This is a genomic window from Actinobacillus pleuropneumoniae (genome assembly GCF_003290385.1).
Lineage (GTDB): Bacteria > Pseudomonadota > Gammaproteobacteria > Enterobacterales > Pasteurellaceae > Actinobacillus > Actinobacillus lignieresii.
Genome location: NZ_CP030753.1, coordinates 2015077 through 2040264 on the forward strand (window position 1 = coordinate 2015077; position 25188 = coordinate 2040264).

At 41.9% G+C, this 25188-nt stretch carries 23 protein-coding genes, 4 tRNA genes and 1 pseudogene; 20 read left to right on the plus strand and 8 right to left on the minus strand.

All coding sequences use genetic code 11. The features are described from left to right. Positions 1-45: 45 nt before the first annotated feature. Positions 46-757: pseudogene (gene sfsA, locus DRF63_RS09500) on the minus strand (DNA/RNA nuclease SfsA). Between the two features lie 305 nt (positions 758-1062). After that, positions 1063-1455 (minus strand): SMU1112c/YaeR family gloxylase I-like metalloprotein, encoded by a 393-nt coding sequence (gene gloA2 / locus DRF63_RS09505; RefSeq protein ID WP_005599250.1) that lies wholly within the window; start codon positions 1453-1455, stop codon positions 1063-1065. Between the two features lie 97 nt (positions 1456-1552). Between gloA2 and mutY the strand changes: the two genes are divergently transcribed. From mutY to ffh, 8 genes are all read left to right on the plus strand, one after another. Continuing rightward, the gene (mutY, locus tag DRF63_RS09510) at positions 1553-2698 is read left to right on the plus strand and encodes an A/G-specific adenine glycosylase (protein WP_005599251.1); all 1146 of its coding nucleotides are present in this window, start codon (positions 1553-1555) and stop codon (positions 2696-2698) included. Between the two features lie 3 nt (positions 2699-2701). Beyond that, positions 2702-2977 carry an oxidative damage protection protein gene (locus DRF63_RS09515; protein ID WP_005599252.1) on the plus strand — a complete coding sequence of 92 codons (276 nt, stop codon included), beginning with the start codon at positions 2702-2704 and terminating at the stop codon, positions 2975-2977. A gap of 17 nt (positions 2978-2994) precedes the next feature. Then, a complete protein-coding gene (gene mltC / locus DRF63_RS09520) occupies positions 2995-4092 on the plus strand; it encodes a membrane-bound lytic murein transglycosylase MltC (protein WP_005599253.1) in 1098 nt (365 codons plus the stop codon). Between the two features lie 124 nt (positions 4093-4216). Next, a tRNA-Phe gene (locus DRF63_RS09525) sits at positions 4217-4292 on the plus strand. 5 nt (positions 4293-4297) lie between these two features. Then, positions 4298-4373: transfer RNA gene (locus tag DRF63_RS09530), tRNA-Asn, on the plus strand. A 132-nt stretch (positions 4374-4505) separates the two neighbouring features. Beyond that, positions 4506-4581 (plus strand) — tRNA-Phe (locus tag DRF63_RS09535). Positions 4582-4586: 5 nt separating this feature from the next. Next, positions 4587-4662, plus strand: a tRNA-Asn gene (locus DRF63_RS09540). A gap of 422 nt (positions 4663-5084) precedes the next feature. Then, positions 5085-6476 carry a signal recognition particle protein gene (ffh, locus tag DRF63_RS09545; protein ID WP_005599254.1) on the plus strand — a complete coding sequence of 464 codons (1392 nt, stop codon included), beginning with the start codon at positions 5085-5087 and terminating at the stop codon, positions 6474-6476. Between the two features lie 153 nt (positions 6477-6629). On the opposite strand, the gene DRF63_RS09550 is transcribed toward ffh, so the two are convergent. Next, the gene (locus DRF63_RS09550; protein ID WP_005599255.1) at positions 6630-8294 is read right to left on the minus strand and encodes a bifunctional metallophosphatase/5'-nucleotidase; all 1665 of its coding nucleotides are present in this window, start codon (positions 8292-8294) and stop codon (positions 6630-6632) included. A gap of 191 nt (positions 8295-8485) precedes the next feature. After that, entirely contained in the window at positions 8486-9652 is a 1167-nt protein-coding gene (locus DRF63_RS09555; protein WP_005599256.1) for an FAD-dependent oxidoreductase, read from the minus strand. Between the two features lie 205 nt (positions 9653-9857). Between DRF63_RS09555 and DRF63_RS09560 the strand changes: the two genes are divergently transcribed. Together DRF63_RS09560 and DRF63_RS09565 are read left to right on the plus strand one after the other, a co-directional pair. After that, positions 9858-11384, plus strand: coding sequence for a YifB family Mg chelatase-like AAA ATPase (locus DRF63_RS09560; protein ID WP_005599257.1), 1527 nt, complete (start codon positions 9858-9860; stop codon positions 11382-11384). A 124-nt stretch (positions 11385-11508) separates the two neighbouring features. Then, positions 11509-12606, plus strand: coding sequence for a HupA family protein (locus tag DRF63_RS09565; RefSeq protein WP_005599258.1), 1098 nt, complete (start codon positions 11509-11511; stop codon positions 12604-12606). A gap of 45 nt (positions 12607-12651) precedes the next feature. Here DRF63_RS09565 and menH read toward each other — a convergent pair whose 3' ends face one another. Then, entirely contained in the window at positions 12652-13416 is a 765-nt protein-coding gene (gene menH, locus DRF63_RS09570; protein ID WP_005599260.1) for a 2-succinyl-6-hydroxy-2,4-cyclohexadiene-1-carboxylate synthase, read from the minus strand. After that, complete coding sequence (gene menD, locus DRF63_RS09575) at positions 13416-15122, minus strand: 2-succinyl-5-enolpyruvyl-6-hydroxy-3-cyclohexene-1-carboxylic-acid synthase (RefSeq protein ID WP_005599261.1); 1707 nt, start codon at positions 15120-15122, stop codon at positions 13416-13418. Before menD ends, menH begins: the two co-directional genes overlap by 1 nt. Before the next feature lie 252 nt (positions 15123-15374). Here menD and DRF63_RS09580 point away from each other — a divergent pair, with 252 nt between their 5' ends. Genes DRF63_RS09580 through nagA form a run of 6 tightly spaced genes read left to right on the plus strand, consistent with a single transcriptional unit; the run spans position 15375 to position 20526 of the window. Further along, a complete protein-coding gene (locus tag DRF63_RS09580) occupies positions 15375-15968 on the plus strand; it encodes an SGNH/GDSL hydrolase family protein (RefSeq protein WP_005599262.1) in 594 nt (197 codons plus the stop codon). Positions 15969-16005: 37 nt separating this feature from the next. After that, a complete protein-coding gene (locus tag DRF63_RS09585; protein WP_005599263.1) occupies positions 16006-16695 on the plus strand; it encodes an N-acetylmannosamine-6-phosphate 2-epimerase in 690 nt (229 codons plus the stop codon). 9 nt (positions 16696-16704) lie between these two features. Beyond that, complete coding sequence (locus DRF63_RS09590; RefSeq protein WP_005599264.1) at positions 16705-17577, plus strand: N-acetylmannosamine kinase; 873 nt, start codon at positions 16705-16707, stop codon at positions 17575-17577. 20 nt (positions 17578-17597) lie between these two features. After that, positions 17598-18476: an N-acetylneuraminate lyase gene (nanA, locus tag DRF63_RS09595; protein WP_005599265.1), complete on the plus strand. Its 879-nt coding sequence runs from the start codon at positions 17598-17600 to the stop codon at positions 18474-18476. A 49-nt stretch (positions 18477-18525) separates the two neighbouring features. After that, a complete protein-coding gene (gene nagB / locus DRF63_RS09600) occupies positions 18526-19329 on the plus strand; it encodes a glucosamine-6-phosphate deaminase (protein ID WP_005599267.1) in 804 nt (267 codons plus the stop codon). Positions 19330-19380: 51 nt separating this feature from the next. Continuing rightward, a complete protein-coding gene (nagA, locus tag DRF63_RS09605) occupies positions 19381-20526 on the plus strand; it encodes an N-acetylglucosamine-6-phosphate deacetylase (RefSeq protein WP_005599269.1) in 1146 nt (381 codons plus the stop codon). Between the two features lie 148 nt (positions 20527-20674). On the opposite strand, the gene fumC is transcribed toward nagA, so the two are convergent. Then, positions 20675-22069 (minus strand): class II fumarate hydratase, encoded by a 1395-nt coding sequence (gene fumC, locus DRF63_RS09610; protein ID WP_005599273.1) that lies wholly within the window; start codon positions 22067-22069, stop codon positions 20675-20677. Positions 22070-22223: 154 nt separating this feature from the next. Then, positions 22224-22880, minus strand: coding sequence for a TfoX/Sxy family DNA transformation protein (locus DRF63_RS09615; RefSeq protein ID WP_005609196.1), 657 nt, complete (start codon positions 22878-22880; stop codon positions 22224-22226). A gap of 407 nt (positions 22881-23287) precedes the next feature. On the opposite strand from DRF63_RS09615, the gene rpsJ reads away from it, so the two are divergent. From rpsJ to rplW, 4 genes are read left to right on the plus strand one after another with little or no spacing between them, the layout of a single operon-like run. After that, a complete protein-coding gene (rpsJ, locus tag DRF63_RS09620; RefSeq protein WP_001181005.1) occupies positions 23288-23599 on the plus strand; it encodes a 30S ribosomal protein S10 in 312 nt (103 codons plus the stop codon). A gap of 25 nt (positions 23600-23624) precedes the next feature. Beyond that, positions 23625-24251, plus strand: a complete 627-nt coding sequence (rplC, locus tag DRF63_RS09625; RefSeq protein ID WP_005599280.1) for a 50S ribosomal protein L3 — start codon at positions 23625-23627, stop codon at positions 24249-24251. A 15-nt stretch (positions 24252-24266) separates the two neighbouring features. Further along, on the plus strand, positions 24267-24869 hold the full coding sequence (rplD, locus tag DRF63_RS09630; protein ID WP_005599282.1) for a 50S ribosomal protein L4: 603 nt from the start codon (positions 24267-24269) through the stop codon (positions 24867-24869). Further along, positions 24866-25171, plus strand: coding sequence for a 50S ribosomal protein L23 (rplW, locus tag DRF63_RS09635; RefSeq protein ID WP_005599290.1), 306 nt, complete (start codon positions 24866-24868; stop codon positions 25169-25171). Before rplD ends, rplW begins: the two co-directional genes overlap by 4 nt. The last annotated feature ends 17 nt before the right edge of the window (positions 25172-25188 follow it).

A 25188-nucleotide genomic window follows, 5' to 3' on the forward strand; every position in this document is an offset into this window, starting at 1 on the left:
GCGGTGTTAAATGGGGGGAAATTTGTCTTTTTCAAGGACAAGCGGTCAGATTTCACAAGAAAATTGCAAATTCATCGCCACCGGCTTACCTTGTGCTAATTCGATTTGAGCCTTATAGGCTAATACTTTTACTCCGGTGTTTTTCGCTTGTTCAAATAATGCGGCATATTGCGGATCAATCTGTTTTGCCACGGCAAAACGTTGGATGCCGGTGTGCAAAATGGCGAAAAATGACCGCTTGTTGCCCGGATTCGGCAATCGCAGCCAGTTCTCGCAAGTGTTTTTGCCCGCGTTCCGTTTTGGCATCGGGGAACATCCCCAAACCGTTTTCAGTAAGTAAGGTAGTGGATTTCACTTCTACAAAACAGTCGGGCTGATTGTCTGCTTTGAGCAGAAAATCAATGCGGCTGTTTTCCGAGCCGTATTTTTGTTCGGGCAAGACGGTTTGGTACTCGGCGAGTTCGGCAATCCAGCGCTTTTCTAATGCTTCTTGCACCAGCTGGTTGGCTCGTTGGGTATTCACACAAATAAAATCACCCGCTTGAGTTTGAGTCAGTTCCCAAGTGTGAGCATATTTGCGTTTAGGATTATCTGATGTGGAAAACCAAACGGTATCGCCGGCAGTAGCACAGCCGGTCATTGCACCGGTGTTCGGACAATGTAGGGTAATTTGCTCGCCGTTGGGTAGCAGAATATCGGCTAAAAAACGTTTATAACGTTTGATTAATATGCCGCAAGAAAGAGAAGGAAATTGCATAATAGTATTTGATTTATAAAGAAAAAAACCGCTTTTTGCAAAGCGGTTTTTGTGTCAAACTGATTAACGGTTGGTCAGGTTGTTATTACCTGACTGGTCCTCAGGTAATAACTTAATCTCGATCAGCTTTGTTTAACAATCTGATAAAGGAGAATGAGATATGAACATCCGTTGGATATTAATTATCTGCTTAGTGTTATTACTTGTTAGCCCACCAGCTTTATAATAACTTAAGCACCAACTACACGGCAGGTATTCGCTCGCCGTGTTCTTACTATAAGTCGAGTTGCTTAAATTTTCAACCCTTAAATTTCATAAAACTCTAGCGGCAAACCGTCCGGATCTTTAAAGAAAGTGAAGTGTTTACCGGTCAAGTCATCAATTCGAATCGGTTCACATTCCACCGCATTTTTTGCTAAAAATTTGACCGCTTGTTGCACATCTTTCACACGAAATGCTAAATGGCGCAGACCGCAGGCTTCCGGACTATTTGGGCGTTGTGGCGGATTCGGAAAACTAAATAATTCAATTTGCGAACCGTCGGCAAAACGAAGATCGAGCTTATAGCTTTCACGTGCCGCACGGTAAGTTTCTTCAATAATTTCCGCACCGAGAATTTGCGTATAAAAATGTTTGGATTTGGCATAATCACCGGCAATAATCGCCACATGATGAAAGCCGAGAATGGGTGTTAGCATAAATTTCCTTGTAAAAGTTTTGCAAAAAAACTGTTAAATATGACCGCTTAGGTTATGATGCACGGCTTGATATTATTTTGATATTAAAAGGCTTCGAGTGAAAACAAAATTACAGTTTCCTTTAGCACAATCTGATCCGGCTCAGCCGTTTGCCAAAGCAGTATTAGCTTGGTTCGCACAGTATGGGCGGAAACATTTACCTTGGCAACAAAATAAAACTTTATATGGGGTTTGGTTGTCGGAAGTGATGTTACAACAAACGCAAGTCGCAACCGTTATTCCGTATTTTGAACGGTTTATCGAACGTTTTCCGACGGTAACGGATTTAGCCGATGCGCACATTGATGAAGTGTTGCATTTGTGGACGGGCTTAGGTTATTACGCACGAGCCAGAAATTTGCATAAGGCGGCACAGCAAATTCGTGATCAATTTAATGGTGAGTTCCCAACCGATTTTGATGATGTTTTGGCACTTTCCGGCGTAGGGCGCAGTACGGCAGGGGCGATTTTATCGTCCGTGTTAAATGCACCGCATCCGATTTTAGACGGCAATGTAAAACGGGTGCTTTCCCGTGCGTTTGCGGTGGAAGGCTGGAGCGGTGAAAAGAGTGTAGAAAATAAATTGTGGCAATTAACCGCAAGCGTTACGCCGAATAGCCAAGTTGCCGATTTTAATCAGGCGATGATGGATCTCGGTGCAATGGTCTGTACCCGCAGCAAACCGAAATGCTCGTTATGTCCGTTAGCGAATTTATGCGAAGCGAATCGGCTTGAAGCATGGGATAAATTTCCGGTAAAAAAACCGAAGAAAATTTTGCCCGAACGTCAGGCGTATTTTTTGATTATCAAAGCGGGTAACAAGATTTTATTGGAACAGCGTGAAGCCAAAGGGCTTTGGGGCGGGCTATACGTATTTCCGCAGTTTGAAGATTTGGATACGCTTAAGCGGTCGCTTGCTGAACAGAATTTGCAAATATCTCAGCAATTAATCGCATTTCGCCACACATTCAGCCACTTTCATTTGGATATTACCCCGATTTTGGTAGAACTGGATTTGCAAAAAAATGCACAAAATCAACCGCTTGTCGTACAAGAAAATTGCGGAAATTATCGCCTTTCGGTATCTTCAACCGCTAATTATTGGTATGATTTACAATTACCGAGCGAAATAGGTTTGGCAACGCCCGTAAAACGTATTTTGGACGAACTCAGTTTAACGCTAACTAGCACTAATAAGGAATAAAAAATGGCTCGTACTGTATTTTGTGAATATTTAAAGCAAGAAGCCGAAGGCTTAGATTTTCAATTATATCCCGGCGAATTGGGTAAGCGTATTTTTGATTCTATTAGTAAACAAGCGTGGTCGGAATGGATCAAAAAACAAACGATGCTCGTGAACGAGAAAAAATTAAGTATGATGAATGCTGAACACCGTAAATTGCTTGAAACGGAAATGGTGAATTTTTTGTTTGAAGGTAAAGAGGTTCAGATTGAAGGTTATGTTCCTGTCGAACAGAAGTAACAAGGTATTAATTTCTAATGAAAAAATATACTAAATATTTACCGCTACTGTTGATTATTCCGTTTTTAGCCGCTTGCGGCAGTAGTTCTCCTAAAAAGAGTAAAAGAACCAAAACTCGTGTGGACTACAACACTAAAGATACTAACGGTTTAGATATTTTAACGGGGCAGTTTTCGCATAATATTGACGATATTTGGGGAAGCAACGAGCTTTTAGTCGCAAGTAAAAAAGATTACGTAAAATATACGGATAAGTTTTATACACGTAGCCATATTTCTTTTGAAGACGGTCAAATCACGATTGAAACTTTAGGTGACCAAAATCATCTACGTAACAGTATTATTCACACCTTATTGATGGGATCGGACCCGAAAGGGATCGACTTATTCGCTTCCGGTGATGCGCCGATTAGCAGTAATCCGTTCCTTGCCGGTCAGGTGAACGATCAATTCGGGCGCGATATCAATAATATTGCGATCGCCAACGATTTTGCGACCTATTTAATCCAAAATAAATTGCAAACTCGTCGCTTGCAAAACGGCAGAACGGTAACTTATGTAGCGATTAAAATGGTGGCGGGGCATATCGAAGTGCGCGCGCGCCAATATCTGCCGCTGGTACGTAAAATGGCGAAACGTTACGGCATTGAGCCTAGTTTAATTTTGGGTATTATGGAAGTCGAATCGGCATTCAACCCGTATGCGGTCAGTTATGCGAACGCTATCGGCTTAATGCAGGTTGTACCGCGTACCGCCGGACGCGATATTTTTGCCCGTAAAGGTTTTGACGGACAGCCGGATCGCGCTTATTTATATAACCCGTCGCAAAATATCGATTCGGGTACGTTATATTTAGCGATTTTACGTGATGAATATTTGGAAGGAATCACTAATCCGACCGCAAAACGTTATGCGATGATTTCCGCTTATAACAGTGGCGCCGGTGCGGTGCTTAAAGTCTTCGATTACGATAAGTATGATGCGATCGATCGTATTAACGAACTTTCGCCGGATGCGGTTTATCGCATTTTAACGACCGCACATCCGTCAAGCCAAGCTCGAAATTATTTGAAGAAAGTATCAAAAGCGCGCGAGAAATATTTACATATTCGATAATTTGTTGTTTTTTAAAGCAAAAAGTACAAAAAAAGCACGTTTGGACAGGCTTTTTTAAATTTTTTAAAAAAATGTTTGACGAAGTGGGGCTAAATCAGCATAATGCACCCCGCAACAAGACGTTGCCTCGATAGCTCAGTCGGTAGAGCAGGGGATTGAAAATCCCCGTGTCGGTGGTTCGATTCCGCCTCGAGGCACCATCTATTCCTCCTTAGTTCAGTCGGTAGAACGGTGGACTGTTAATCCATATGTCGCAGGTTCGAGTCCCGCAGGAGGAGCCATATTCAGAAGCCCTGATGTTTTTCATCAGGGTTTTACTTTATCAGTAGATTGGATATTTCCGGATAAAATTATCTTGGACACTTGACGGCAAATCAAAATAATTGCATAATATCCACTCTTAACGATAAGTTGCCTCGATAGCTCAGTCGGTAGAGCAGGGGATTGAAAATCCCCGTGTCGGTGGTTCGATTCCGCCTCGAGGCACCATCTATTCCTCCTTAGTTCAGTCGGTAGAACGGTGGACTGTTAATCCATATGTCGCAGGTTCGAGTCCCGCAGGAGGAGCCATATTCGGAAGCCCTGATGAGAAATCATCGGGGTTTTGTTTTTTTTATTTTCCGAAAAACAAATTGTATATTAAATAATAAAGCCTATCGAAATTTTGTGATCTCTCTCCAATTTTTAGAAAAAATCTGAAATTTTCCTTCGCAAATTCTTACCAGTCAGAGTATCATTATAGAAAATAATAAATAAAATGATTCCTCGAATATCGTCTGTTTTGCGGCATTACTTCTTAAAAGTAGTGCCGCATTTTTTATATGCTTACCCGATTCTTTCCGTCTTAACATCCTGACATTTTAGAAAAGCAAAGCGAATCAACGTTTTTAACGGATTCTTTCCTACAAGAAATGCAAATTTTTTGTATAATAAAGCCATTTTTCCGCATATAAGCGGTCGAATTTCATAAAAATTTTGCAAAAGAGAACACTATGTTTGAAAACTTATCCGACAGACTGTCGAAAACTCTACGTAATATCACGGGAAAAGGACGTTTAACCGAAGATAATATTAAAGATACGTTACGTGAAGTACGTATGGCGTTACTTGAAGCCGACGTAGCATTACCCGTAGTACGTGAATTTATTAATAAAGTAAAAGAACGCGCATTAGGTACGGAAGTCAATAAAAGCCTAACGCCCGGTCAAGAATTTCTCAAAATCGTACAAAGCGAACTTGAAATCGCAATGGGCGAAGCGAATGAGGAATTAAATTTAGCGACCCAACCGCCGGCGGTCATTTTGATGGCGGGTTTACAAGGTGCGGGTAAAACCACCTCGGTCGGTAAATTAGCAAAATTCCTTAAAGAGCGTCACAAGAAGAAAGTATTAGTGGTTTCTGCTGACGTTTATCGTCCGGCGGCGATTAAACAGCTTCAAACCTTAGCGGAAGCGTTAAAAGTCGATTTCTTCCCGACGGAAACCACGCAAAAGCCGGTTGAAATTGCCGAGCTTGCCTTAAAATACGCAAAACTCAATTTCTTTGATGTTTTAATTGTGGATACCGCAGGTCGTTTACACGTGGACGGCGAGATGATGGAGGAAATCCAGCAAATCCATCGTGTATTAAATCCGATTGAAACGCTCTTTACCGTGGATGCGATGACCGGTCAAGATGCGGCGAATACGGCAAAAGCCTTTAACGAAGCCTTACCGCTTACCGGTGTGATCTTAACCAAAGTGGACGGCGATGCGCGCGGCGGTGCGGCATTATCTATTCGTCAAATTACCGGTAAACCGATTAAATTCCTCGGTGTGGGCGAGAAAACCGATGCGTTAGAACCGTTCCATCCGGATCGTGTCGCTTCTCGTATCCTCGGTATGGGCGACGTATTATCGTTAATCGAAGATTTACAACGCTCGGTCGATCAAGAAAAAGCCGAGAAAATGGCACAGAAATTCAAGAAAGGTGATGATTTCACCCTTGAAGATTTCCGTGAACAGCTGATCGAGATGAAGAAAATGGGCGGTATGATGTCGATGTTGGATAAACTGCCGGGCGCGAAGAATTTACCTGATCACGTAAAAAATCAGGTGGATGATAAAATGTTCGTGAAAATGGAAGCGATCATCAACTCAATGACGCTGAAAGAGCGTGCGAATCCGGATATTATTAAAGGTTCTCGCCGTCGTCGTATTGCGTTAGGTTCCGGCACACAAGTACAAGACGTAAACAAATTGCTCAAGCAATTCGATGAAATGCAACGTATGATGAAAAAAATGCGTAAAGGCGGTATGGCGAAAATGATGCGTGGTATGAAAGGTATGATGGGCGGCGGCATGGGCGCACTCGGCGGCTTAGGCAATATGTTCGGTAAACGCTAGGTCATCATTTATTTCTATCAAATCCCCGTTTAGTTAAACGGGGATTTTTTTATATCCCTTTGTTTTTAGATAAGTGGATTCTTATTGTAAGCGGTCATATTTCCTGATGATTTTTGTAAAAGTTGGAGAATTTAACCGCTTGTTTTGTATTAATTACTCTAAACCGACAATTTTCCAGCGGTTGTGAGACACGCCTTCCACTTTGCCTTTTTTCACGTTAGAGATGTAATCGATCATCATATTTTGAATGGTGCCGGCTTCGCTGCCCATTGCGACTTTAGATTCCCATAATACCGGGATTTGTTGTCCTTCCCATACACCACCTTTTTTGATGAGCTGTTCATAGCGATATGAATTCATACCGAGTTTGATTTTGCTGTCATCAGTGATTGCGGTACCGTTGGCAAGGCTAAGATCAACAATTTTCTCGCCGCTTGGTTTGCGTAAATCAATGTTGAATTTTACGCCGCCGAAAATATCAAAGGTGATATATTTCGATTTGCCGCGTTTTTCATTGATACGGTAGTCTTTATCTTGCGGCTGAATCGTATCGAAGTAATCTGCCGACCAATTCATATAGGCTTTAAGCTGTTTGCCGGTCACTTCGTACACGCTCACATCACCGCCTGCATAGCGATAGTTATAGATAATATCTTTTTTCTTAATATCGCCTTTGTCTAAACGTACGGTTTGGTGGTCGAAAGCAAAAGAGACCACATCCGCTTTGCTGTAATGTTGTTGCACGTCATTAATCAATGAAGATAAGCCGGTATCTTGCGTAAAGGCAATCGCTACACCATGATTTTTACCCTGCGGAATCATGGTTTGTGCGGTTTCGCCGATTTTCACATTATTTAAACGGCGTAATTCGTCATGATATGGTTGGTAAATTTTTTCGATTGCCGGATCTGAAGCCAATTTCTTAACCGGTACGGTTTTGGCGGTTTTTGACAATAATTTTACTTTGCCGTTATCCGCCACATCAAAGGCTAAATCCACTTCCGAAACCACGGTACCGTAGCGGTGCGGTTCGGTAATCAGGGTATTTTTAATCGTTTCCGCCGGAATGTTTTTGTGCATATGGCCGGCGATAATCACATCAATGCCTTCTACATTATTGATTACATCCGCCACACCGGTATCAGGGATATTATTTTCGTTTTCAATCCCCATATGTGCTAACACGATAATCGCATCAACCCCTTTTGCTTTTAACTTGGCAATTTGTGCTTTCGCTTCTTCGCTTGGTGAACTGAATTTCATCTCATCAAGATTGTGCGTATCTTTTTCAAAGGTTGCCGCCATTGGGGTCGTTAAGCCGATTACACCGAGTTTTACGCCGTCTTTTTCAATAATATCGGTTGCGGTAACGTAACGTTTACCGTCTTTTTTGTAGTAGAAGTTAGCGGTTAATACTTTGGCATTAATGTCTTTAATGATTTCATCTAAAGCGGTCATACCGAAGTTAAATTCGTGGTTACCTAAAACGAAATAGTCGTATTTCATTTCGTTTAATACTTTAGGCACCGGATTGTCTTTGTAGTATTTTTCTGTTTTCGCAAATACTTCCACTTGGTTGTCTTGAATCGCATCACCGATATCGACTAACACTACATTTTTATTATTTTGGCGTACCTCTTTTACATAAGTGGCGATTTGTGCGTAAGAACCGGATTTGTCCTCAATATCCGCACCGTAGTTCCAAGGTACGATACGACCGTGAACATCCGACGTACCTAAAAATTTAATATTCACTTCTTTAGCGACTGCAATGCTTGCTGCCGAAAGAACAAATAAAGTACCGAGTACTTTTTTCATAATGATCTCCTTATGAGATAAATAGGGATAGATTGCAAACTATTTTAACTTAGGTTGGTTATATATTGCACTTAATTGAAAGCGTTTTTTCGGAAAGAATGATTTGATGAATATGAATTGAGTATTTACGAAAAAACAAGCGGTCGAATTTCACAAAGAATTTGCAAAACTTGACCGCTTGTAATGAAAAACTATAAACCTATCGCATAGCGCAACGCTTTTTTCTTGAGCGGGGTAATTTTTTCCGCCAGCACTAAGCCTAAATTTCGGGCGATTTTTGCCGGCAATAGTTCAGTTTTGAATGCCTTATAAAAAACATCCATACCGGTTTGCATCAATAAATTATCGGGTTTACGTTTATGTTCATAACGTTTAAGCACCACTTCATTGGCAAAGTTTTCGCCTTTTTTAACCGCTTGTTCAATTACTTCCAATAATACTTGCACGTCTTTAAAACCGAGATTAACCCCTTGTCCGGCAAGCGGATTAATAGTGTGCGCCGCATCACCCATCAACACCACGCCGTTTTTTACATAATGTTGAGCGTGTTGGCGAGTCAGTGGAAAACCGGCGGCATTGACTACTCCCACTTTGCCTAAACGGGCAGGGAAATGTTGTTGAATTTCGGCGGTGAGTTTTTCTGAAGGCAGTTGTTTTAGCTGAGCAATGCGTTGCGGTGCGTCATACCACACGACACAACCGTTGTGATCTGATAGAGGTAAAAATGCACGAGGGCCGCTCGGGAAGAATTGTTGCCAGGTGACAGATTGTTGCGGTAATTCGGTTTTCACCGTGGCAAGCAAGCAATGTTGGCGATATTGCCAACCGGTTAGCCCGATACCCGCCCAGTTACGCACTTGTGAGTTTGCGCCGTCCGCAGCGATCAGTAGTGGGGCGGTAAATGTTTGATCATCAACGGTGACCGTCCATAATTGTTCGCGATAATTGGCAGAAATTTGCGAAAATCCGACCGCTTGTCGGCAATTCGGATACTGGTTTAAGGCTTGCCATAAACCAAGCTGAATCGCGTTATTTTCCACCATAAAACCGAGTTTATCCAAGCCAATTTCCGTTGCATAAAAGGCGGTATTAAACCCTTCGATTTCCCAAGTTTCCAAACCGTCATACGGGCAAACTCGCATTTGGCTGATCGCCTGCCAAGCACCCAGTTCTTCCAGCAGTTTGACCGAGGTAATACTGATAGCGGAAATGCGTAAATCATAAGCAGCATTCGCATCAAATGAGGGAAGCGGATTTTTTTCGATTAATGCAATATTTAACCCTTGTTTCGCCAAGCCGAGTGCTACCGCAGCTCCGACCATACCGCCACCGATAATGATAATATCCTGTGTTTTCATTTTGCCCCTCATTTGCTGAATATTGATGCCCTATTATAACGTTTTAATCACCGGAACTAACTCTATATTTAGTGCTTTCAGGATTTTTAGCTTGGATTTAATAGAGAGGGAACCTATTTTTGCGATCCTGATCGAGAAAAGTGATTTTGTTGCTGTGACATAGAACATTTATCTTTTACCCTCCTAACAATTTTTAGGAGGAAAGATGTCTTTAGCCATTGTTTATAGCCGTGCATCGATCGGTGTAGAAGCGCCGTTGGTAACGATTGAAGTGCATTTAAGTAACGGAAAACCGGGGCTAACGATTGTTGGCTTACCGGAAACCACGGTAAAAGAGGCGGGCGATCGGGTGCGTAGTGCATTGATGAATGCGAATTTTATGTATCCTCCGCAACGGATCACGATTAACCTCGCACCGGCGGATCTACCTAAAGAGGGCGGGCGTTTTGATCTGCCGATTGCGATCGGGATCTTAGCTGCCTCAGGGCAGATGGATTCGGATCGCTTAAAACAGTTTGAGTTTTTGGGGGAACTGGCTTTAACGGGATCGTTACGAGGCGTTCACGGCGTGATTCCGGCGGTAATTTCCGCCGAAAAAGCCAAGCGACAGATGATTATTGCCCGCCCGAATGTGAATGAAGCGTCGTTAGTGTCGAATGCCGAAACCTATTTTGCCGGTTCCTTATTGCAAGTGGTCAATTTTATGAACAAGCGGGACAGGCTGCCGATTGCTCAGCAGATTCCGCAAAAAACACAAGAAATTCAACCGCTTGTAAAACGTGATTTAACCGATATTATTAGGCAACAACACGCTAAACGAGCACTAATGATTGCGGCTGCTGGACAACATAATTTACTTTTCCTTGGCCCTCCCGGTACCGGTAAAACAATGCTCGCCAGCCGTTTAGCGGATCTGTTGCCGGCAATGAGTGATGATGAAGCGATTGAAACCGCTTCGGTCACCAGTTTGGTACAAAACGAATTGAATTTTCACAACTGGAAAGAGCGCCCGTTTCGAGCACCGCATCACAGTGCATCTATGGTGGCGTTGGTGGGTGGCGGCTCTATTCCTAAACCGGGCGAAATCAGTTTGGCGCACAATGGTGTGCTTTTTTTAGACGAATTGCCTGAGTTTGAACGCAAAGTGCTGGACGCATTACGTCAGCCGTTGGAAGCCGGAGAGATTATTATTTCTAGAGCGAATGCTAAGGTGCAGTTCCCCGCCAGTTTTCAATTAATTGCGGCAATGAACCCTAGCCCGACAGGGCATTATCAAGGCACGCACAATCGTACTTCTCCGCAACAAGTGATGCGTTATTTAAATCGTTTATCCGGCCCGTTTTTAGACCGTTTTGACTTATCAATTGAAGTCCCTTTATTACCGAAAGGCGCATTACAAAGTAGCGATAACCGAGGTGAAACCACCGAGCAAGTACGCAAGCGGGTACTTTCGGCAAGAGAATTACAAATGGCGAGAGCCGGTAAAATTAATGCTAAATTAACCACCAAAGAAATCGAACGTGATTGTCGCCTTGCAGAAAAAGACGCGCTATTTCTAGAAAATGCACTGACAAAATTAGGACTTTCAGTGCGTGCCTATCATCGGATTTTAAAAGTTTCCCGCACAATTGCCGATTTGGCTAACGAACCGCATATTCAACAAATCCATCTTGCCGAAGCACTAGGCTATCGGGCGATGGATCGGCTTTTACAGCGATTGCAGAATGATTGAATTGTAAACTTTAGAGCTTTATATTTTGTTTAATGGTATTATATTTACTTATATTTATGATTCTTAGTTTTTATTGTAAATTAAAGTGTTTATTTATTGTATTTTAAGTATAAGGAATTTTTTAATGAATATTGCAACAAAATTAATGGCTAGCTTAGTCGCTAGTGTAGTGCTTACCGCATGTAGTGGCGGCGGCTCATCGGGTTCATCGTCTAAACCAAATTCGGAACTTACACCTAAGGTTGATATGTCCGCACCAAAAGCGGAGCAGCCAAAAAAAGAGGAAGTTCCACAAGCGGATAATTCGAAAGCGGAAGAACCAAAAGAGATGGCTCCGCAAGTAGATAGCCCGAAAGCGGAAGAACCAAAAAATATGGCTCCACAAATGGGTAATCCAAAACTAAATGACCCACAAGTAATGGCTCCGAAAATGGATAATCCGCAAAAAGATGCCCCAAAAGGAGAAGAACTAAGTAAGGATAAAAGTAATGCGGAAATTCTTAAGGAATTAGGGGTTAAGGATATTAATTCAGGTATCATTAATAATGCTGATGTAGTTCTGAATTTAAAAATAGATGAAAAAGATCACATTACAGTCGTATTAGATAAGGATAAGATTAATCGTAATCATCTAAAAGTAACTAATACAATTTCTGCTCAAGACATTAAAACCTTAAAAGATTCTTCAGGCAAATTGTTGGGTTACTATGGATATATGCAGTTAAATCAAGTTCGACAAGATGAAAATTATAGCGATGAAAAAGTTAGTTTGAATGAATATTATTTATTATCAATGAACGATGCCGATAAAATACGTCCGACTAAATCTATATCATATAAGGGAGACATGTTTTATAGTTACAAAGATGTAGGAAATCAGAAATTAAAGGCTTCTGTAGAAGCTTCTTATGATGATGTAACAAAAAAAGTATCAATGAAAGTATTTGGTGAGAATAATGATTACTGGAAATTAGGTGAGTTTGGTAGAACTAATTTATTAGAAAATCAAGTGACTGGAGCAAAAGTTGGCGAAGATGGTACCATTATAAATGGAACTTTATATTCTAAAATAGATAATTTTCCTTTAAAACTAACTCCTGACGCAAACTTCTCTGGGGGTATTTTCGGTAAAAATGGCGAAGTATTAGCCGGAAGTGCTATTAGTGAAAAATGGCAAGGCGTAATCGGTGCTACGGCAACCACAAAAGAAGATAAAAAATAAACGCTTTGCTAACTAAACCAAAAGTTATCCTTCGGGATAGCTTTTTTACTTTTTAATCAGACCTAATAGTGCATCGGTAAAAGATATCGGATTTTCATAATGCGCATTATGTCCCGCATCAGGGATAAGTTGATGATTAAGTTTATTATCGGAGACGATTTTTCTAAATTTCCGATCATATTCGCCGATCAAAAAAGTGATAGTCTGCCGAGCTTCGGAGAGCTGCGGTAAAAAATAAGGTTGCTTTGCAAGACTAGTCGCTTCAAGCATAGCCGCAACGGCTGATCCGTTATTGTTTTGGCGTTTTTCGATTAAATTTGACCGCTTGTGTTGGTCTAAATTGGCAAAAACGGCTTGTTGATACCAATCATTTAATACTTTCACTATCGGTTCGTTACGGAAACGTTTCGCCCATTGATGGTCGTTTTGCCAACGTGCTTGGCGTTCCGTATCCGTCGTTAAGCCGATATTCGCCCCTTCAAGAATCGTATGTTTTAGCTGAGGATTATTGGCATTGAGCGCATAGTCCAACGCTAAACGCCCGCCTAACGAATAGCCGACCAAATAAAAAGGCTGATTGCCGATATAATGCAGAACGGTTTGATGAATCAATTCTCTCGTGTGGGAAAAGCCGTAGCAGGGGATATGTTCGCTTGCGCCATGCAGAGGAAGGTCAATGGTAAGCGGTCGAATTTGCGGAAAATTTTGCAAGCGGTCTAGCACCGCTTGCCAATCTTGTTGCGAACCGAGTAAACCGTGCAGAAACACCACCGGCGTACCCGTTTCACTATGCCATGTTGCGTGGAGCATTAGGCGATTTCCGCTTGCGAGATTTGTTTGATTAACGATTTGTAAAGATTGCTACCGTCTTGATCATTTACTTTGATTTCAACGATGGTCACCCCTTTACGTCCGTAAGCGAGTTTAAGTTTGGCTTTAAGATCGGCCCAAGTAAACGGACGGATATATTCGATGCCGAACATGGTCGCAATCGGAGCAAATTCGTAGTTGTGTGATAAACGGTAGAATTGTTCTTTCGCTTGCGCTTCCACCGGTAACATATCGAAAATCGCTCCGCCGCTATTGTTGATCACAAATAAAATGTACGGATGGCTGATTTTGTTAAGTAGCGACACCGAATTCAGATCATGTAATGCGGAAATGTCGCCGATAACGCCGACAGTCGGCTGACCGCTGCCTTTTGCCACCCCCGCCATGGTTGCGATTAAACCGTCAATGCCGCTTGCACCGCGGTTGGTATAAACCGGATAACCTTCCGGTAATTTACATAGGGCATCAACTAAACGTACGAATAAGCTGTTACCGATAAATAAATTACCGCTGGTTGCCAACACTTCTTCAATATGATGGGCTAATGAAGCCTCATTCAGGCTACCGCCGACTTGTTGTTCGATAAAACCGGCGCAGAATTGTGAAAGTGCGAGCGGTTCCAATAACCACGGTTTTTGGCGAAGCGGCGGATGTACGCGTAAGAAATGATGCGCTTTTGCCACAAAACGGGTTTGGTGATGTGCAAACGGGTTAAGATAGTCGCTGTATTCGTCCACTTGCCAAAATTCGCCTTTAAACGCTTCAAGGAATTTATTTACCCTTTTACTCACGATTTGACCGCCGAATTGAATCACGATATCCGCTTGTAACAGGCGTTGGTGAACCGTGTTGTTGGAAAGCCAAATATCCGCATACGGCAGATTGGCATCTACACAAGATTGTACGTCGGTAATCAAACACCAACCGAGCGTTTCCGCCCAAGCTTTAATACCGATACCTTGTTCGACCGGCAATTTACCGACCACAATCACACCGCGTTTGGTACGCCAATAATCCCAATTCTCGTGCATTGACACTTCGCTTTGAATCGTTTGACTGTTAATCCATTTGGTTTGCGGATTGATTAACCAGCTTTGAATCGGCTTTAACCACGGATGTGTGTTGATTGCGTTTTCATCCGCTTCATAAAGCGGCTCGGCAAACGGCGCATTGATATGTACCACACCGCCTTGTTGGCTTTGTGTAACGCAAGCCTGTTCAATCGTTGCAACTAACCAGCCGGCGTTATAGTGCTCCGCAGGTTTCGGCAAATTAACGCCAGCTATCGGATAATCGGCGAAAATACCTTGCTGCGGAATCGCTTGATTTGCTCCGCAACCGATTAATTCCGGCGGACGATCGGCGGAAAGTACGATCAATTTATGATGAGTCAAGCTCGCTTCGATAACCGCCGGATAAAGATTAGCGACCGCCGTTCCGGAAGTCACAATAATTGCGACCGGATCATTGGTCACTTTAGCGATACCCAAAGCAAAAAAGCCCAATCCGCGTTCATCAAAATGACTGTGGCATTGTGCTTGTTGATTTTGTTGTAATTGTAGGGCTTCGAGAGTTAAAGGTGTTGAACGTGAACCCGGCGCAATACAGAAATGTTTTACGCCGTAACGTAATAAGGCGTTCACTATCACTTTTGCCCACGTACGGTTAAAGGTGCTGACTGTCATATCTCTTCCCTGTTTCTCTATAACTGGTTTAATTTTCACTAAATGGCAAGATTGTAGCAAAATCTGGCAAAAATGGGTGGAAATTTACCGCTTGTTATTCATTTTATTTCGCTTTTTATCAAATCGTTTTTAGCAGATTTACAAAATTAATGAGAAGTACTTCACAGATTTTGAACTTTATGAATGAAAATTACTTCGTTAAAGCTATAATAAATGGTGTATTTATTCATAAGTTTTGCGGAGTTTGGAGAAATGTTATCAGATGCGGATATTTTCCAACGTTATCAAACCAAGCGTATTGAGTTTGAACGGGATACTGAAATTAGTTTAATCGGACATTCTCTGTTTGATATGTGGAGTGATTGGCAAACGAATCTCGAGTTTAAAGGACAAACGGTTGCTAATTTAGCTATTTCCGGTGTGAGTAGCCGCCAATATTTAGATGTTATAGCGAAACCGCAACATATTAAAAAGTTGGGACAATCCGTTTTCTTTTTCCTCGGCGTGAACGATATTGTTAAAGAAGCCGATTATTCTCCGGCGCAAGTGATGGAATGGTTATTGCAAATTATCGAGCAAATTAGACCGCTTGCTACGCCGCATACCCGTTATTTTTTACTTGAAGCCACGCCTGTTTGTCGTATTAATACGGTAACGAATGCTCAAATTCAGCAACTTAATACTTATTTAGCCGAACATTGTCCGCCCCATATTACATTTATTAAGACGTTTGATGCGTTTGCTGATCATAAAGGCGATTTGAATGCCGATTTAACCACGGACGGGTTACATTTTAATTTACAAGGTTATGCAGTTTTGCGTCAGTTATTAGAAAGCTATGTATAAGCTTTATTTGAAAGCATAACGAACTCAAGGAGTTTATATGTCAAAGTTATCTCATTCGGAAGTATTGAATACGATTCGAAACGGTTTAATCGCTTCGTGTCAGCCAGTTGATGACGGCCCGATGGACAAACCGGAGATCGTGGCGGCGATGGCGCAAGCCTCGCTTATCGGCGGTGCGGCAGGATTACGCATTGAAGGGGTCGATAATTTAAAAGCGACTCGTCCGACGGTGAAAGCGCCGATTATTGCGATTGTAAAACGTGATTTACCGGATAGTCCGGTACGTATTACGCCGTTTTTACAAGATATTGATGATCTGGCTGCAGCCGGTGCCGATATTATTGCGGTGGACGGTACGGATCGTGTTCGACCGGTCACGATTGAAGCGGCGTTGAAACGTATTCATGAGCTAGGTTGTTTGGCAATGGCGGACTGTTCGACTTTGGCAGAGGGTTTATATTGCCAGCAACTCGGTTTTGATATTGTCGGTAGCACAATGTCGGGTTATACCGGTGGGGAAGTACCGAATGAACCGGATTATCAGTTAGTTAAAGACTTAAAAGCGGCGGGCTGTTTTGTGATGGCGGAAGGGCGTTATAACTCACCGCAACTGGCAAAAACCGCGATTGAAATCGGTGCGGATTGTGTCACGGTCGGTTCGGCACTCACTCGCTTGGAGCATATTGTCGGCTGGTTTGCTGATGAGATAAAAACTGCGAAAGTTTAAGGGGAATGTATGCGTTGTTTAGCATTAGATATCGGCGGTACTAAGATTGCCTCGGCATTAGTCGAAAACGGAGTGATTTCCCAACGCCGACAAATCGGCACACCGCAACAAGATGCGGCGGAAGCAATGCATCAAACGTTGGCGGACATTTTGCAACAGTACCAAGGGCAGTTTGATGCGGTATCGGTAGCTTCGACCGGTATTATCAATAACGGCGTTTTAACCGCATTAAACCCGAAGAATTTAGGCGGGTTGGCTTTTTTCCCGTTGCAAGAAAGTATTGCACGTCATACCGATAAACCGATTTTCTTACTCAATGACGTACAAGCGGCGGCTTGTGCCGAATATCAACATCAAGATAAACAAGCGGTCGAAAATTTCGTCTTTATTACTGTTTCAACCGGGGTTGGCGGCGGCATTATCCAAAATGGCAAATTGCTAACCCAACCGAATGGCGTAGCAGGACATATTGGGCATACTTTAGCGGATCCGAACGGGCCAATTTGTGGCTGTGGTCGCCGAGGTTGTGTGGAAGCGATTGCTTCCGGGCGAGCTATCGAAGCGGTTTCAAGCCGATGGACGGAACCTTGTACACCGAAACAAGTGTTTGAGCAATTCCGAGCGGGCAAAGTGCAAGCGGTCGAATTAGTCGAAAAATCTGCAAAAGCCATTGCCAATTTAGTGGCGGATTTAACCATTGGTTTAGATACGCAAAAAGTGGTGATCGGCGGCAGTGTCGGCTTGGCGGAAGGTTATTTACCGCTCGTGCAAAAATATTTAGCCGAAATGCCGCATTTCTACCGTTGTGAATTGGAAGCGGCAAAATATGGCGGCAATGCCGGTTTAATCGGCGCGGCTGCATGGGCGGAACAACATTTTTAATTAAATTTAAGGAACATAATATGAAAAACTTAACCGGTATTTTTAGTGCGTTACTCGTAGCATTTAACGAAGACGGTTCGATTAATGAGCAAGGCTTACGCCAAATCATTCGTCATAATATCGACAAAATGAAAGTGGACGGTTTATATGTCGGCGGTTCGACCGGCGAAAACTTTATGCTTTCTACCGCAGAGAAAAAAGAAATTTTCCGTATTGCAAAAGACGAAGCGAAAGATCAAATTGCCCTGATCGCGCAAGTAGGTAGTGTGAATTTACAAGAAGCGGTCGAATTAGGGAAATACGCAACCGAATTAGGTTATGACTGTTTATCGGCGGTGACACCGTTCTATTACAAATTCAGCTTTGCCGAAATCAAACATTATTACGACACTATTATTGCGGAAACCGGCAACAATATGATCGTCTATTCGATTCCGTTCTTAACCGGTGTGAATATCGGTGTCGAGCAGTTCGGCGAATTGTATAAAAACCCGAAAATTTTAGGCGTGAAATTTACCGCAGGCGATTTCTATTTATTGGAACGTTTGAAAAAAGCCTATCCGAACCATTTAATTTGGGCGGGTTTTGATGAAATGATGTTACCGGCAGTGGCACTAGGTGTGGACGGTGCAATCGGTTCGACCTTCAACGTAAACGCACCGCGCGCACGTCAAATTTTTGAATTGACCAAACAAGGTAAATTGGCGGAAGCGTTAGCGGTACAACACGTGACCAATGATTTGATTGAAGGCATTTTAGCGAACGGTTTATATCTCACCATTAAAGAGTTACTTAAATTACAAGGTGTGGAAGCCGGTTATTGCCGTGAGCCGATGACAGCTAAAGCAACCGACAAACAACTTGAAGTGGCAAAAGCGCTTTATGCAAAATTTTTATAAAATTTGACCGCTTGTGATATAGCTATAACAACAATAATTAGGAAATCTTATGCGTCTTATCCCGTTACAAACCAGTGAGCAAGTAAGCCGTTGGGCAGCTCGCCATATTGTTGAACGAATCAATCGATTTCAGCCGACCGCTGATCGTCCTTTTGTGTTAGGTTTGCCGACCGGCGGTACGCCGTTACAAACCTATAAAGAATTGATTCGCTTATATCAAGCCGGCGAAGTGAGCTTTCAGCACGTGGTGACCTTTAATATGGACGAATATGTCGGCTTACCTAAGGAACATCCGCAGAGTTACCATACCTTTATGTACCGTAACTTCTTTGATCATATCGATATCCAACCGCAAAATATCAATATTTTGAACGGCAATACCGAGGATCACGATGCGGAATGTCGCCGTTATGAAGAGAAAATCAAGTCATACGGCAAAATTCACTTATTTATGGGCGGCGTCGGTGTGGACGGTCATATTGCGTTTAACGAACCGGCTTCATCTTTGGGTTCTCGTACTCGTATTAAAACCTTGACCGAAGATACCTTAATCGCCAATTCGCGCTTTTTTGATAATGATATTACTAAAGTGCCGAAATACGCTTTAACCGTCGGTGTGGCGACATTACTCGATGCGGAAGAAGTGATGTTGCTGATTACCGGCTATAATAAAGCGTTGGCGTTACAGGCTTGTGTCGAAGGCTCGGTAAACCATATGTGGACGGTTAGTGCCTTACAACTGCACAAACGAGGCATCGTAGTGTGTGACGAACCGGCAACGCAAGAACTCAAAGTCAAAACCGTGAAATATTTCACCCAATTGGAAACGCAAGCGATTCAAAGCGTGTTGTAAGTTTTAAGGTCTGTTACACTATAAATAGACCTTTTCATTTGGAGAACAAGAATGAAATATGCTTTTACTAATAGCGTGATTTATACCGCCAAAGAGGTGCTTTACGGACACGCTGTGGTTATTGAAAATGACAGAATTCAAGCGATTGTTCGTGAAGAACAATTAGCGGACGATATCCAACGTATCGATTTACAAGGGCATAATCTTACCGCCGGTTTTATTGATTTACAGCTAAACGGCTGTGGCGGCGTAATGGTAAATAGTGAACCGACCGTCCGCACTTTTGAGATTATGCAGCAAACCAATTTACGTTCCGGTACGACAAGTTATTTACCGACCTTTATTACTGCACCTGATGAGGGAATGAAACAAGTAGTCGCAGCGATGCGTGATTATTTGCAGAAATATCAAAACCAAGCGCTCGGTTTACACTTAGAAGGCCCTTATCTTAGCCTTGAGAAAAAAGGTGTACACCGTGCCGAATATGTGCGTGAAATCAGCCCTGAAATGCAGCGGTTTTTATGTAATAACGCCGATGTGATTACCAAAATTACCTTAGCGGCGGAAAATCCGACCGCAAAAGCGATTCCCGAGTTTGTGAAAAGCGGCATTATTTTATCGGTCGGACATTCGAACGCCACTTATGAAGTGGCAAAACAGGCGTTTGCCAACGGTGCAACCTTTGCCACTCATTTACACAATGCGATGTCGCCGATTAGTTCCGGACGTGCAATGGGCGTTGTCGGTGCGGTGTTAGACAGCGATGAGGTTTATACCGGTATTATTGTGGACGGTTTACACGTCGAATTCGGTAATGTCAAAATCGCCAAACGAGCTAAAGGTGACAAACTTTGTATCGTCACCGATGCCACCGCAGCGGCAGGTTCGGATATCGAACAATTTGATTTTGTCGGTACTACGGTATATGTGCGTGACGGTAAATGCTATGACGCTAACGGCACTTTAGGCGGTGCATCCATTACGATGATTGAATCGGTTAAAAATGCGGTGCAAGAAGTCGGTATTCCGTTAGATGAAACGCTAAGAATGTGTAACTACTATCCGGCGAAAGCGATTGGTGTTGATGATCGTTTGGGTTCGATTGAAGCGGGTAAAATTGCGAACCTGACCGTCTTTACCAACCGTTTTGAAGTTATCGGTTGTGCGGTAAACGGCGAATGGAACGCTTTTAGCTAAGATTCAATAAGTATTGAATGAAACAAGCGGTTAAATTTTGAGAAAGTTTTGCAAAAAAACACTGAAATTTAACCGCTTGTTCTACAACTTTGACATAGTAAAAAAGGCTATCGTTTGATAGCCTTTTCATATAAGAATAAGTGTTAGCTTATTTTAAGCTACCCACCATATCTTCCGGACGAACCCACTCGTCGAATTGTTCTGCGGTCACTAAGCCTAAGTTAATCGCTTCTTCTTTTAAAGTTGTACCGTTTTTATGTGCGGTTTTAGCAATTTTCGCCGCATTTTCATAGCCGATATGCGTATTTAATGCGGTTACCAACATTAATGATTGGTCAAGCTGCTGCTTAATGCGTTGGTAATTCGGTTCGATACCTGTCGCACAATGTTCGTCAAACGAAATACAAACATCCGCTAAAAGTTGCGCGGATTGTAAGAAGTTTGCCGCCATTACCGGTTTAAATACGTTTAATTGGAAGTGACCTTGGCTACCGGCAAATGAAATGGTGGTATCGTTACCTAATACTTGCGCCGCAACCATCGTCATCGCTTCGCATTGAGTCGGATTTACTTTACCCGGCATAATTGATGAACCCGGTTCGTTTTCAGGAATTAAAATTTCGCCGATACCGGAACGAGGACCGGACGCTAGTAAACGAATGTCATTCGCAATTTTGAATAAAGACATCGCAATTTGTTTTAACGCACCGTGTGTTTCAACGATTGCATCGTGGGTTGCTAGTGCTTCGAATTTATTTTCCGCCGTGATAAACGGTAAACCGGTAAATTTTGCAATATATTCGGCAACTTTTACATCATAACCTTTCGGTGTATTTAAGCCGGTACCTACCGCCGTACCGCCCAATGCCATTTGGCGTAAATGCGGTAAGGTGTTTTTCAGTGCGATTAAACCGAAATGTAATTGTGCCGCATAAGCGGAAAATTCTTGACCTAATGTTAATGGCGTCGCATCCATTAAGTGCGTGCGACCGATTTTTACTACGTCTTTAAACGCTTCCGATTTTGCCGCAAAGGTTTTTTGTAAACGTTCTACCGCAGGGATAGTTTGTTCAACCACTTTTTTGTAAGCGGCGATGTGCATTGCTGTCGGATAAGTGTCGTTTGACGATTGTGATTTGTTTACGTCATCATTCGGGTGAATTACCGATTTTTCACCTAATTTACCGCCGTGAATAACATGCGCACGGTTTGCAATAACTTCGTTTAAGTTCATATTGGATTGCGTACCGGAACCGGTTTGCCAGATTACAAGCGGGAATTCTTCGTTTAATTTACCGGCAAGGATTTCATCACAGGCTTGAGCGATTAAATCACGTTTTTCCGCAGGTAATACGCCTAAATCTGTGTTGGCAAATGCCGCTGCTTTTTTCAAGTAACCGAACGCTTCAATAATTTCTTTAGGCATTGACGCTTCGGGACCGATTTTAAAATTATTGCGTGAACGCTCTGTTTGTGCCGCCCAATAACGATTGGCAGGTACTTGAACTTCGCCCATGGTATCTTTTTCAATACGAAATTCCATTGTGTTCTCCTATGGATAAAAGTAGATTTCACTTAAATAAACTAACAAGTTATAGGTAGGATGGTAGCATTGAGATAATCAGAAAGGAACCGGCTTACAGTATTCCCTCCCGGTTTTTTATTGATTTTGTGACATGGATCATAAATAAAGTAAATTAGTTAGCCTGTGAGATAGCGAAGCGTTTACGTAGGCCTGCGTTATAGAGAGATAAATCGGCTTCAATTAATAGGGATTGTTTTTCTTGCTTGGATAACATATAGATATATTTATGTTCGAGCGCAGCGTAGAGTTTGAAGAGGAGTAATTCGGTTACTTCCAAGCCTAGCATTATCAGTTTTACAAACGCATTAATCACGCCTACGTTTTTTAAATCATCTACGGTATAAATCTCAATACGTGCCAATAATCTTTCTATATTGATATTCAAATTGGGAAGCAGACGAATTTTATTTTTATTTTGAGAAATCAATTTGGCCTTTGCAGTTTGATATTCTTCGATAGCAGAGAGAATCCAATGAGTATATAAATGAAGATTGTGAATAATAGAAGAAGGTATAAGATAAAAAATATGAGATTGTTGCTTACCGATACGACGATCAATTAAAAAATGTATCGGTATTGTTCTTATAATATCCGGATAAAATTGAGCGGATTTTCTTAAGTATAATCGATCGTTTTTATGATCATAGAGGGCGAACATAGTATCGTCTTTAAATATTCCTAAGTAAGAAAAATAGCTTTTGAAGTTAATTTCTCCAAGAGGACTAAAAATCTCCTTAAGATATTGGAACTTTTTTGGGGATATTGCCATTATGTTTCTCCTTTTTTATATATGATTATTTTTTAATGAGCGAAATTTATGTATATTTTGCAAAATAAATTATTTAATGTCAATAATGTAAATATAATAAAGGGTAAAAATATGTCCGATTCGTTTGAAACTATATTTTTTAGAAAAATAAAATTAAATCTTGCTTTTAAGTGTTTTTTACACTAGAATACCGCCACTTTAACGCTCATCGTATTTATGATATAGATACGAAGATTTTTAGAGTCGCTTGGTGTAATCATTTATCAAGCGGTACTACAGATATTGTAGTACATACAATGTTTCCGATTTGGAAACTATATAGGTATAACTGCGCTCCCTTATGCTATATGGCTTAAGTGGTAGTTCGGTTTTTTTATTAGCTAAATTTTAATTGGAGCCCTGGTCTAATGCAGAACCAAAGAATCCGTATCCGCTTAAAAGCATTTGATCATCGTTTAATTGATCAATCTACTGCGGAGATCGTAGAAACAGCTAAACGTACTGGTGCACAAGTTCGTGGTCCAATTCCTTTACCAACTCGTAAAGAACGTTTTACTGTATTGATTTCTCCACACGTGAACAAAGATGCACGTGACCAATATGAAATCCGTACTCACAAACGTTTAGTTGATATTGTTGAGCCAACAGAAAAAACTGTTGATGCATTAATGCGTTTAGATCTAGCTGCTGGCGTTGATGTTCAGATTAGTCTAGGTTAATTGGGAATTTTAAGAGGTTATTACAATGATTGGTTTAGTCGGTCGTAAAGTTGGTATGACCCGCGTTTTCACTGAAGACGGCGTGTCAATTCCAGTTACCGTTATCGAAATCGAAGCCAACCGTGTTACTCAAGTTAAAACCCTTGAAAACGATGGCTATTCTGCAATTCAAGTTACTACCGGTTCGAAAAAAGCGAATCGCGTAACTAAGCCGGAAGCAGGCCATTTCGTGAAAGCAGGTGTTGAAGCTGGTCGCGGTTTATGGGAATTTCGTACTGAAGGTGAAGAATTCACTTTAGGTCAAGAAATCAATGTTGACATCTTCACAGATGTTAAAAAAGTAGATGTTACCGGTACTTCTAAAGGTAAAGGTTTCCAAGGTGGTGTTAAACGTTGGAACTTCCGTACCCAAGATGCTACCCACGGTAACTCTTTATCACATCGTGTACTTGGTTCTATTGGTCAAAACCAAACTCCGGGTCGTGTGTTTAAAGGTAAAAAAATGGCAGGACACTTAGGTGCTGAGCGTGTAACCGTTCAATCACTTGAAGTTGTTCGTGTAGATGCTGAGCGTAAATTATTATTAGTTAAAGGTGCTGTTCCGGGCGCAACTAATAGTGATGTTATCGTAAAACCGGCAGTTAAAGCATAAGTCTAGGAGATAGAGATGGAATTACAAGTTGTAGGTGCAAACGCACTAACTGTTTCTGAAACTACCTTCGGACGTGAGTTTAACGAAGCGTTAATCCACCAAGTAGTTGTTGCATATGCAGCAGGTGCTCGTCAAGGTTCACGCGCTCAAAAAACTCGTGCTGAAGTGTCTGGTTCAGGTAAAAAACCTTGGCGTCAAAAAGGTACAGGTCGCGCACGTTCAGGTGATATCAAATCACCAATCTGGCGTTCAGGTGGTATCACATTCGCTGCGAAACCACAAGATCACAGTCAAAAAGTGAACAAAAAAATGTACCGTGGTGCAATCAAAAGCATCCTTTCTGAATTAGTTCGTCAAGAACGTTTAGTGGTTGTTGAGAAATTCGAAATCGAAGCGCCAAAAACTAAAGTATTAGTACAAAAATTAAAAGATTTAGCGTTAAATGACGCTTTAATCATTACTGCAAACTTAGATGAGAATCTATTCTTAGCAGCACGTAACTTATACAAAGTAGACGTTCGTGATGTTCAAGGTATCGATCCGGTAAGTTTAATCGCTTTCGATAAAGTGGTTATCACTGCTGATGCGGTAAAACAAATTGAGGAGATGTTAGCATGATTCAACAAGAACGTTTGCTAAAAGTGCTTAAAGCACCACATATCTCTGAAAAAGCGACGAATAATGCTGAAAAAGGCAACACTATCGTTTTCAAAGTAGCATTAGATGCTAACAAAGTTGAAATTGCTAACGCAGTTGAACAATTATTTGAAGTGAAAGTGGATTCTGTACGTACTGTTGTTGTTAAAGGTAAAACTAAACGTCACGGTGCTAAATCAGGTCGTCGTAGTGACTGGAAAAAAGCTTATGTTACTCTTCAAGAAGGTCAATCACTTGACTTCGTTGAAGGTGCGGCAGAGTAATTACGGAGGAGAATTTA